Source organism: Calothrix sp. CBUCES-K 9914 (assembly GCF_059640475.1).
Map to the genome: position 1 here is coordinate 1 of NZ_JBXXZH010000220.1, position 9636 is coordinate 9636.

Here is a 9636-nt window from a genome sequence, read left to right on the forward strand (position 1 = left end):
AATTAGAGCTTTACTTTCTTGGCATTATCATGTTAATTTAGCACGTTAAGTACGCAAGAGCCAATTTTTTCTATGATGCTTTCTGTAGAAGCTTTTGGGGCATCGCATGGCGGTTAGTGACAGCTTCGCTAGTTAAAGTCCTAATAAACCCACACCACCAAACAATAATACATTCTCAACAAACAACACCCCCACCCCAACAAGCACTCCTAGCACCCCAATTCCACCACAGGTGCCACCCCAAGAAAACCAATCAAATCAAAACCTCCACCCATCTCACCCCAACTGCTCAAATATGGATGAAAAAATAAACCAGTTCCTAGATAACTAGACTTACAACAATGCAAACACTCCAAAAGAATCATCAATCCCAAAGTCGATTAAAAAAGGCAACTTGGAGTGGGATGAGTGCGATGCCCAATCTACAAGGAATTCAGGGGTGCAAAATGGAGTGGTAACTGAGGTGCCAGCAACAATAAGTGGGGTGCGACCGAGCGTTATTGAGAAAGTAACAAGAGTACGAATCAAGCCGCATACATTCGGAGATTGTCAAGACGGGCAAGAGGGCGTAGTGGTGAAAGTCTACACAATCAACTACGAGGCGTGTGAACAAGAACAAATATACAGTGCTGCTCACAAACAAAACCCTCCCAGAAAACTTACGCTCCGTGGAATGTCACGCGGCCTGGTTAGATGTACCCCAATAAATGGCGCCTCTCCTATATATATAAGGAGAGACCAAATTAAAAGGAGCGCATTTTTAGGAGTTAGCGCGGTTAACAAGTGGATTCCCATAATAACTAGTAAGCGCAATTTCCTTTTCTTCTGCACTACGACCGAGATTCTCATCAAGTGCAAAATTATCCAGTTCGCAACGAGCTGCATCTAAATTTAATACAGCCGCATCCAACTTCTTACAGGGGTGGCTTGATTTACCATACGCAGCTTGTAACTGGGAATAAGCGTCGCGTAACTCGGAACGTATCCGTTGAAGTTTGGCGCCTAACTCTTGATGCTCGGCAAGTGATAGTCCCTTTTTCTTTGTCATAAAAATGCAATGGTGAATTTTTGGGCTACTGTTCACATACTAGCGTTTGTTTATTCGTCCCTACCTACTTATTGATTGGACTTTGGGAAAAAACACACTCCGCACTTTTATGAGGAGCGCAAACCCCGTTTATACAGTTACTATCCGCGCATTTTTAAATTTTTGAGGTAGTAACCAGGCGCCGACTTCCAACAGTAAACAAATCGTCACCGAACTGGACTGCGCTTTTGCCACAGAACAATTCAACCTGCACGCTTGTAATGTGGTTTTATCTTTGGAGCGAAGTTTCCGAACGGCGCCGTTCAAAAAATAGAGATGCAATTAAAACAGTATCTGGAACGTAAAATTATGGTTATGTTTGATTTTTATACTTCTGTTAGGAACGTAAATTTTTGGGTGGTTTACTATTTGGTCAGAATATTTTAAGATACTTATGAATCGAATAAGCGCATAGTAATCTTTAAGGTCTTGCCAATCTTGTAAAATATGATAGTATTTTAAAATTATTTCTTCATCAATTTTAAAAGGTAGCATCACACTTAAATTACGTCCGGTAGTCAGCGACCATTCTTTATTTGAAAAGTTTTCTGTATTTTCAAATAATAATCGTTGTGTTTTAGTCTTTTCACAATAACTCAGATTAGGCACTATTGCCAAGTACCAACTAACAATATCATTTAAATCATTCCATTGCCGACGCAAAATTTCAAGGAATTTAATTTTTAAACAATCTGCTTTATCCGGCTTAAACTTTCTATTTACTATTTGCTGAAATAATAAAGAATCGATAGGATAATCGAACAAGTAATTATAAATATATGCTTCTATCAACGAACTCCAAAACCAATTTGATGTTTTTTGAACTGCCTCTATATCTTCAAGGCTTAACGATGCAAACTCTAATCTTATGTTAAGTTCTATATAAGAAAGATAATTACTTTTTAAATATGAAAATAAACGCTCTATTGTCAAGCACATATTCTCATAAGAGCAGTCATCAATTGGACTAGGGTTTTTATATATAACAATATGTTCTGTTTGAGATATTAAAAATATTCGATTATCGAGATGTTCTTTATTAAAACTTTCAGCCACTCCTTCTATTATTTTATAAATATTTTATAAATATTTTGAAATCTTCCATCAACGTTAAATGTTTTAGCTTTAGTCATTGCTTTAAGCCTGAGTCTCATTAATTTGTGTTAGTCGCCATTTTATAACGAAGGTAAACAAATTAAAATCAAGTCAATTCTAAAGTCTTAATGCTCTTAAATTGTCTCACAATAGCTCGGCGCCATATACACGTTGTGGATTGTGTCGAAATATTACAATCACTCTATTTATAGCCATATCTAACACTCAGTATAGATTTACAACCAACATTCGCCTTTTACAATTTGCATGTAGATATCAAAGCCGATATCAAATGAACAACCAAAAAGCATCACCAAGCGAGATGATTCGAGTCCCCACTGCATTAATACCCGCAGTTAGGGAGCTATCAAGGTTACATAGAGAAGAACACACAATAGCGCTACTACAAGCGTTAGAGGATGTGATTATCGAGTTTGATAGCAGCGACGATATCGACTTGGCGCCGAGTAACAAATCGGTCGAGATGCTAGAAAAACGTCTGGATAAAATCGAATCAAAATTTACTAGTAAGCTGGACGCAATAACACAAGCTCTCGAACAACTCACGCGCGCGGGCATCTCAAACAACAGAGGTAACTATAATGCACGTCGTTCAAATACGTACAATCTCCATCACCAACCGACCCTTGAACTAGGGTCATTCACTCATGAAAACTTAGCTAGGCGCCTAGGATTGGATGCAAAAACTCTCTTAAAGGAGCGCCAAAATTTAACTCCCAAAGAGTTTATCAGTTATACCAAGAGCCGTGACCCCCGTCCTTATGGTTGGGAGTGGAAGGAAACTGAGCAGTTGTATTATCCTGTACAACAATAAAATCGCTCAACCGAGCGTGAGTACCATTATTGGCGAACTGCCTGGAGTGGAGCTAAGTATATTCGGCATGTAATTGTGTGTCCCAACAGCATCTCGAATTCATAAATACATATATGGAGTAACAAGTCTCAACAATCACAAGTAGAGCGACTTAGTTATAAATAGACGGCGCCTGATAATTTCAATACATCGGAACTCTCATGTTTAGAATAGTACTAAGGATTGGTTCTGCTGTAACCAATTAAAAATTATATCCAAAGCATTTGTTAAATCTGACATATTAAAACCGTATCTCTATATTTAAACTATGCTTACACTATAACTGGCGCTACATAGTTTAAACATGAACAAACTGGCGCTGTTATAAAAATCTTAAAATGTTCACCAATGGTGGAACTTTTAAGATTTACACATATGTTGTAGCAAAAATTACACAAGTCCTAATTAATATAGTCAGCGTCGAACAAGGTATACTGGCGCCAGTCTATAATGCACAGCGCCGTTGGCTTACGGGCTGATACTAATTTTTAAAAATAGATACGTATCGTTTGAATATCGAGAACGGGCGCCGAAAGCACGATGCTTGTAAGGGAACGATTTAGAAAATTTTGAGCTTCAGTGTTGTCGAGGGTGCATAAAACACAACCAGTCCAAGTAGTAGTGAACAGAAGCCCAAATTTCCAAATTTCCTTCTTTTAACAAACTTATAAAGTGCTTATGCAATACGTTTCGCACAGTACCGAACTTTTGAATCGTTTTGTGTAGGTAAACATTATAAGGATAAGAAGCGTAAAAGTGAGAAATATGGGAATAAACAATTATATTTTGGATGGATAATATTATGTTAAAACGTTGCTTTGCTTTGGCTATTTCCGGCGCCTCATTGGTAATTACAGCAATAAGTGCTTTATCTCCTACATATGCAAATTCTATTTCTATATCTCCGGAATTGACCGTAACTCGCCAAGTTCAGCTTAATTGTGTAGCGACATTTGTAAAAGAATTTACACAAGTTCCTTTTATTACCAACAGTACTCAAAAAGATATTCCAGCAGGAACAACATTACGTTGGCAAGCTTATTGGGCTGGTAATCCTACTAGTACAAAAGGGCAACTAGTTCTTAGTCAACCTCTAAAACCTGGGGCAAGTATTAGCACTCAGTATCAATTGTCAGGAGATAATAATAGCTGTAAAGCATATTATTAAGCGCGCTGCTTCCTGCCGAGCGTTACAAAAAAGCACTCGGCGCCCTCAATTTTAGATTTCGTGGGTGGAGAATTTTACTGTGGCAGAGCTGAATCAAAAATTTGCTACGCGGTGAGTGCAGCCAGGTTCGTGAGTTTGGCGAAGAGAACTGCCGTGCGGGGGTTCCCCTCGAGTCGCGCAAGTTCGGGGACGGAAACCGACACCGCCAACTTTGTAAGAGAGGGGACAGAGTAACCCGAAGGGCGCTGCTCTCCGCCCAACTCTGTAAGAGAGGGAACTGACGCACCCGGAGGGTATGGTTGATGTCGGGGATGATTTTAAAGAATTCATGCAATTCTTTTTTCTTGCAGCATATTTATCAACCAATAACTGAATAATTAAACAATGAAGGAAGAAGTTAAAAGTTTGAAGGCTTCTTCCTTATTTCTTATCCTTACTTAAATATTCAACCAGCTAAAAACTTGCTCGACGGTTAGTGACAAATCAATATTACTGAGAACGGGAAGTAAGTCGGGAGCTTCTAGTAATTCAATGCGTTGGTCAGGGTGTACAACAAAAATGCTAGCTTCATCTGGAAGAAGTAACCACCCTAGTTCTGTACCATTTTTACAACAGTGCAACAGGTTGCGAATAACTTTGGTTTGATTTTGGTCAGGTGAAAGAATTTCTATTGCCCAATCGGGATGACTTTCAAAGCGGTTGGCAATTCTCCCTGACTCTGTACGGGGTATGCGTTCCCAACGAAATACTGCAACATCAGGAACTATGGCCGCACCGCCAAATGTGCAACGCAGTTCGGGTAAAGCCAAAGCAATTTTTTTCGGCTTGGCGATACGGTTAATCGTTTCACAAAGTTCGGCTTGTAGTAAGCTGTGTTCTCCTTGTGGCATTGGTTTTTGGTAAATTTGTCCGCCGATGTAAATAGATGCAGGTTCGGTTTCGGGTAATTGTAGGAATTCCTCTAAAGTGATGGGTTTGGCTATGGCAGTCATATTTTTCGCCTTTAGTCGGTTACATCGATTTTACCTGCTTTGAGGAGGTGTTACTAGAAGCCGCAAACCTTACCGGGTGATACTTTATAAAGGGTGCACGCGTCTGAACTGAACTATCAACAACCGGGAGATCCGACCAAACTCGCCCAGGCGATCCTTGAGATCGTCAACGCAGATACTCCTCCTCTGCGGTTGCCTTTAGGGACAGACACCCTTAAGGCAATTGCTGAGAAAAACGCTTACGTCGAGCAAGAAACGGCACAATGGCGAACTCTGGCTGAATCTACTGATTACAGATAAGGCGTGGAAAACTCAGCCATGAAAAAGCAGCCTTATCGAAGAGTGTTTTTGATTGCATGGGGAATACTGATAGATCGGGCTGCCTGATATCATGTCCGGTTGATTACCCATAATTACCACGTCACGTAGAGACGCGATTAATCGCGTCTCTACAATGATTTTATTATGGTTACGCTCCCGGACATGATATGACGTGTCGATTCGATAACAAAAACAAAATAGCGTTTTCTTGACAGACTGCAATGGGGGCGCCTAATACATACTTGGGCAACTCCAACTTTAGTATTAGGCGCCTTGCCCATAAAAAGTATTGCTACAATTCAAGCTTTATTGTGATGTGTAAGCTCAAGGGAGATTCCTATTATAAAAACATGAAAGCGAACAGCGAGTGCTGCAAGCTTTCAAATCTAACAATATATTTAATGGAGATAAGATAATGAATAACGAATTTAACGCAGTTGAATTATCTAGTGACGAACTTGATACTGTAGCTGGTGGTTTGGCTATTAGCTTAGGTGATATTGGTGGTTTTGCTTCGGATGCTTCTAATAGCTTTAAACAGAAGAATTTAGCTGTTGGTCAACAAACTTTCGCGGGTCCAGGTGGTAGCTACACTGGTTCTGTTACTAACTTACAAGAAATTTTCAGCACTGCTGGTCAAGCTATTGCTGTTAAGTAATTATAGTCTCTTCAACCGACAATCACTTCTGGGATAATTTTACACGGCGCCTCTATTTTAAATAGTGGCGCCGTTTTTGGGGTGAAATAACAGCCAGTGGCGCCACTAATAGTTAATCTGGTATTAGCTAACTGTTATTACAATTCCAGTAATGATAACTGTCCAGGTGATATATTACCTCGTCTTCTATTGTGATAAAACAGGTGACACCCACTGCATAAAACGGCAAGATTAGTAGTAGAATTGTTCTCTGGGTTTCTATCCCAGTGGTGAACCTGTAATTTATGTGCATGACGTTGAGATTTTGTCCAGTTATCGGGCATTTTATCGCCTGATTTAATGCAAACTTTACCGCATTTTTGACACTGCCAGTTGGCTAACTCTTTAATATTATTTGATAATTCCGCCCAATTCTCAGGATAACGATTATTAGATTTTGGCATAACAAGGACACCGAATAGCACCACTAGAAATAACAATTTATTATAGAGGACTTGGGCGCCCAAGATGGAGATGATGTTTTTTTGATAAGCAGTAACGCTCGCGTCAACATATCTCTTCAAATTCTTCATCTTCCACACCAATATTATTTGTTGGTAAGGAAATTGCAGCAGCCCAACCAGCTTCATTCAAAGATTCTTCAATTCGTTCTCTGATTAAATATTCATGCTCTCCCCCATCCCAAATAAGCAAATAATCTCCACTAGGAAGAGGGCAATAAGGTAAAGTGCCAACTATTGAACTATATGCTTGTTTCTCCCATCTTGTCCGGTAAATAATAGGTTTTACAAATAAGCCATCCTGATTACGGTAAAATGGTAGTTCCCATGCAAGAGCCGCATCTTCACAACTGCTACGGTTAGGACATACTTTTTGTGGACATTCTAAATTAATTGAGCAAACTGGAAAGTTTTTCATGGTATTAATTAAATTAAATTTTATCTTGAGCTTATTTTATATAAAGAATTGGCGCCCCCGAAGCATGAACGTAGATAAAAGAGCGCGCGCACGGGGTGGATAGCGACTGTACCCACCCGCGCGTTTAAGCTGCTTTATCTGCTGTAAAGCGTGTATATCTTGCCGTCCAGTCTTCTAGCTGCGCGCGCGTCATTGGTTTCTCAACTTTATCCCCGTAAGCTTTCATTATTAAGTTACCTTCTAAATCTCTCACTTGAAGATGTTTTCCTAATTTGATGATTTGAATGTTTGCTTTGTAGGAAATAAAAGATTTAGCGAGTGTGTTTTCTATCTTAGCATCCTCTTTTTTACCTCCTGCCCATGTTTCAATAGGCGCCTTACATTGTTTACCGTGAACCTCTACCATCTCATTTAGACTTGATAAACATTCAAAGGTCAGTAATCTACATTCGATGTAATCAAAGTTCCCTAAGTCTCTTGTTAGTAACTTGTTGTAGGTAATGTCCTGATATTTAGCTTTGAGGATACCATCAGGACGGTAACTTCTTTCTATCTTACCTGTATCGTGACGTAGATAAGTTTGATTGGGTTTATCTATTGATAAATCTCCTGTAGCTTCATTGTAAGTAATTGTGTAACCCATAAGTGTTGATGTTTTAACACCTGGAACAACTTCTTTACCTTCAATGGAGATTACCTTTAAGGCAATTTTCACTACAAATTGTGAAGCGCGCGTAACTGAAGCATCTCTTTCACTGATGAGGTTTTCTGGGACAGGCGCCTTACTAATAGCCAGTTCTCGAATTACGTTTACAGAGACAGAACCAGCGTACTCACTACGTCCATCTTCAATTTTAGCAATTTGATACCATAGCCAATTTTTAGAGTTTTCCTCACGCTGAATTTGTACAAGTCTTTCCTTCTCCTCTAGGAACTGAAGAGTTACCGCGCGTATATTATCATCTTCTGGTAAGTTAGATTTGACGTTACTAGTTACATCATTGATATCTGACTCAAACAAAGACACTGTATCACTTGCTTGCAACATAGGTACAACCTTTTCTGAAATTAATTTGTTTAAGATTACTTGCCCAAATTCAAACACAAACACTTCTTGTTCATTGTGTGTTAGTACAATTCTTTGTTTGATATTGGAGCTTGCTTCTGGTTGAGTTATGACGGTTCGCAGTACTTGCGCGCGCGCGGTTGTAAGCTTAGTCATTTCTGGTTCTTGCCCAATGACCCCCGTGTAAACTTGATTTTTACCAATCTGGATATGTATCCTGTCCCCAGGAGTCGCAGTCATAGAAAATGCTAACTCTTGGATAAATTCTTGAGTCTTCTCTGAACTTAATAAATTGCGATTGTTAACCATTGATATTTGAGTGATAATTATTCAAGACAAATTGCTTTATATTCCTTGAGAGGAAAATAAAGTATTTTTAGCACAGTGAAAAATTAGAAGCGAATACCCTGATAAATTATTCGGCGCCGATAAAGAAGCTGTAATGCTTTAAAGGCAATAAGAGTAATATTAAATTCTGCACCCGGAGTTTTTAAAAACCAGTTTACTCAGAAACTAGTTGAATGAATTGAAATTTGGTAGTTATTCCGTTATCTACAATGAATCCGGAATTTTACAAGTATTTGTAACAAAACTTAACAATTCAGCGAAAACAGGTATTTACAGTCGCATAAACAAGCCTTCGGGGCCACGAGCTTCGCTGTTGAGGTCTCTGAGCGGTGCTATTATTCTTCTAATTCCTCTGGTATTAACGGGTCTTCGTTATCAAGTAAACAAGTCCAGTCCACACCATCTAATTCTATAGACTCTTCGTAACCATCAGATTGTAAGACTTCTTTTATTAACTCTTCTACAGAAATTTTACGAACAGCAGCTTCTTGTTTTAAGTCCCTACAAACCTCATTCCAGTTATCTGCATTCGAGACTTTCTCTATTAATATTGCTTCTGCCATACGAGTTTTTGATACTCCCCTTGTATGTCCCCACAAAGATAAACGTATCTCTTTGATAATAGGCAGATTTACAGGGAATCTCCTGTCACGTTTCCTAACCATAAGTAATGTTGTATTTACGTTGATTTGAATAGTTTACCGCTTCTAGTTACCTTTTAGTCACCATTTTGTAACAATTTAGTTTCTTTTTAGTTACTAAATGGTAAAGTTAGGTTAAGATATATGAAGTTAGTTGACGATACCAGCACAAAGTAAATTTGTATAACCCAACGAAAAAATCATGGCACAATCAACAGAAGTTAAAGCTTTCATCGACACAGATAAAACTCTTGAAAAATTACCTTTACCTACAGGTAATACGGCGCCAGAGCGTGAACAAATCAAACACACTCTCACAGGTTCGCAACGCGCGGTTAAAGGCACAATTAAAGTGCTACATCAGCTAGGATACGCCAATATAACAGATTGGAGTCCACTTCTACCTAGCTCCAACCCAGGTGAGGTAATTAGCGTACTTATACGGAGTATTAGCGTTAGTTAATATAC

General features: G+C 39.0%; 12 protein-coding genes. 4 read left to right on the forward strand and 8 right to left on the reverse strand.

The genetic code is table 11. From position 1 onward, the window contains the following. Positions 1–760: 760 nt before the first annotated feature. The 3 genes from AC2JBO_RS33915 to AC2JBO_RS33925 form a co-directional block, all read right to left on the reverse strand. The gene (locus tag AC2JBO_RS33915) at positions 761–1048 is read right to left on the reverse strand and encodes a hypothetical protein (RefSeq protein ID WP_496958039.1); all 288 of its coding nucleotides are present in this window, start codon (positions 1046–1048) and stop codon (positions 761–763) included. Between the two features lie 129 nt (positions 1049–1177). Beyond that, positions 1178–1369, reverse strand: coding sequence for a hypothetical protein (locus AC2JBO_RS33920; RefSeq protein WP_496958040.1), 192 nt, complete (start codon positions 1367–1369; stop codon positions 1178–1180). Further along, on the reverse strand, positions 1370–2143 hold the full coding sequence (locus tag AC2JBO_RS33925; protein WP_496958041.1) for a hypothetical protein: 774 nt from the start codon (positions 2141–2143) through the stop codon (positions 1370–1372). 331 nt (positions 2144–2474) lie between these two features. Here AC2JBO_RS33925 and AC2JBO_RS33930 point away from each other — a divergent pair, with 331 nt between their 5' ends. Continuing rightward, a complete protein-coding gene (locus AC2JBO_RS33930; protein WP_496958042.1) occupies positions 2475–3017 on the forward strand; it encodes a hypothetical protein in 543 nt (180 codons plus the stop codon). A gap of 841 nt (positions 3018–3858) precedes the next feature. Then, complete coding sequence (locus tag AC2JBO_RS33935; RefSeq protein ID WP_496958043.1) at positions 3859–4224, forward strand: hypothetical protein; 366 nt, start codon at positions 3859–3861, stop codon at positions 4222–4224. A gap of 437 nt (positions 4225–4661) precedes the next feature. Here the strand turns inward: AC2JBO_RS33935 and AC2JBO_RS33940 are convergent, their stop codons facing one another. Next, positions 4662–5216 (reverse strand): Uma2 family endonuclease, encoded by a 555-nt coding sequence (locus tag AC2JBO_RS33940; protein WP_496958044.1) that lies wholly within the window; start codon positions 5214–5216, stop codon positions 4662–4664. Positions 5217–5952: 736 nt separating this feature from the next. Between AC2JBO_RS33940 and AC2JBO_RS33945 the strand changes: the two genes are divergently transcribed. After that, positions 5953–6195, forward strand: coding sequence for a CTB family bacteriocin (locus AC2JBO_RS33945; protein ID WP_496958045.1), 243 nt, complete (start codon positions 5953–5955; stop codon positions 6193–6195). A 137-nt stretch (positions 6196–6332) separates the two neighbouring features. On the opposite strand, the gene AC2JBO_RS33950 is transcribed toward AC2JBO_RS33945, so the two are convergent. The 4 genes from AC2JBO_RS33950 to AC2JBO_RS33965 form a co-directional block, all read right to left on the reverse strand. After that, the gene (locus AC2JBO_RS33950; RefSeq protein ID WP_496958046.1) at positions 6333–6638 is read right to left on the reverse strand and encodes an HNH endonuclease; all 306 of its coding nucleotides are present in this window, start codon (positions 6636–6638) and stop codon (positions 6333–6335) included. Between the two features lie 103 nt (positions 6639–6741). After that, positions 6742–7113 carry a hypothetical protein gene (locus AC2JBO_RS33955; RefSeq protein ID WP_496958047.1) on the reverse strand — a complete coding sequence of 124 codons (372 nt, stop codon included), beginning with the start codon at positions 7111–7113 and terminating at the stop codon, positions 6742–6744. Between the two features lie 124 nt (positions 7114–7237). Continuing rightward, positions 7238–8488, reverse strand: coding sequence for a hypothetical protein (locus tag AC2JBO_RS33960; RefSeq protein WP_496958048.1), 1251 nt, complete (start codon positions 8486–8488; stop codon positions 7238–7240). 374 nt (positions 8489–8862) lie between these two features. Further along, a complete protein-coding gene (locus AC2JBO_RS33965; protein ID WP_496958049.1) occupies positions 8863–9192 on the reverse strand; it encodes a hypothetical protein in 330 nt (109 codons plus the stop codon). A 178-nt stretch (positions 9193–9370) separates the two neighbouring features. On the opposite strand from AC2JBO_RS33965, the gene AC2JBO_RS33970 reads away from it, so the two are divergent. Then, on the forward strand, positions 9371–9631 hold the full coding sequence (locus AC2JBO_RS33970; RefSeq protein WP_496958050.1) for a hypothetical protein: 261 nt from the start codon (positions 9371–9373) through the stop codon (positions 9629–9631). Positions 9632–9636: the final 5 nt, after the last annotated feature.

Coding starts and splice junctions, on each gene's coding strand:
- AC2JBO_RS33960 (WP_496958048.1), bottom strand. CDS start 8,488: ATGGTTAACAATCGCAATTTATTAAGTTCAGAGAAGACTCAAGAATTT.
- AC2JBO_RS33950 (WP_496958046.1), bottom strand. CDS start 6,638: ATGCCAAAATCTAATAATCGTTATCCTGAGAATTGGGCGGAATTATCA.
- AC2JBO_RS33965 (WP_496958049.1), bottom strand. CDS start 9,192: ATGGTTAGGAAACGTGACAGGAGATTCCCTGTAAATCTGCCTATTATC.
- AC2JBO_RS33940 (WP_496958044.1), bottom strand. CDS start 5,216: ATGACTGCCATAGCCAAACCCATCACTTTAGAGGAATTCCTACAATTA.
- AC2JBO_RS33945 (WP_496958045.1), top strand. CDS start 5,953: ATGAATAACGAATTTAACGCAGTTGAATTATCTAGTGACGAACTTGAT.
- AC2JBO_RS33930 (WP_496958042.1), top strand. CDS start 2,475: ATGAACAACCAAAAAGCATCACCAAGCGAGATGATTCGAGTCCCCACT.
- AC2JBO_RS33915 (WP_496958039.1), bottom strand. CDS start 1,048: ATGACAAAGAAAAAGGGACTATCACTTGCCGAGCATCAAGAGTTAGGC.
- AC2JBO_RS33970 (WP_496958050.1), top strand. CDS start 9,371: ATGGCACAATCAACAGAAGTTAAAGCTTTCATCGACACAGATAAAACT.
- AC2JBO_RS33955 (WP_496958047.1), bottom strand. CDS start 7,113: ATGAAAAACTTTCCAGTTTGCTCAATTAATTTAGAATGTCCACAAAAA.
- AC2JBO_RS33935 (WP_496958043.1), top strand. CDS start 3,859: ATGTTAAAACGTTGCTTTGCTTTGGCTATTTCCGGCGCCTCATTGGTA.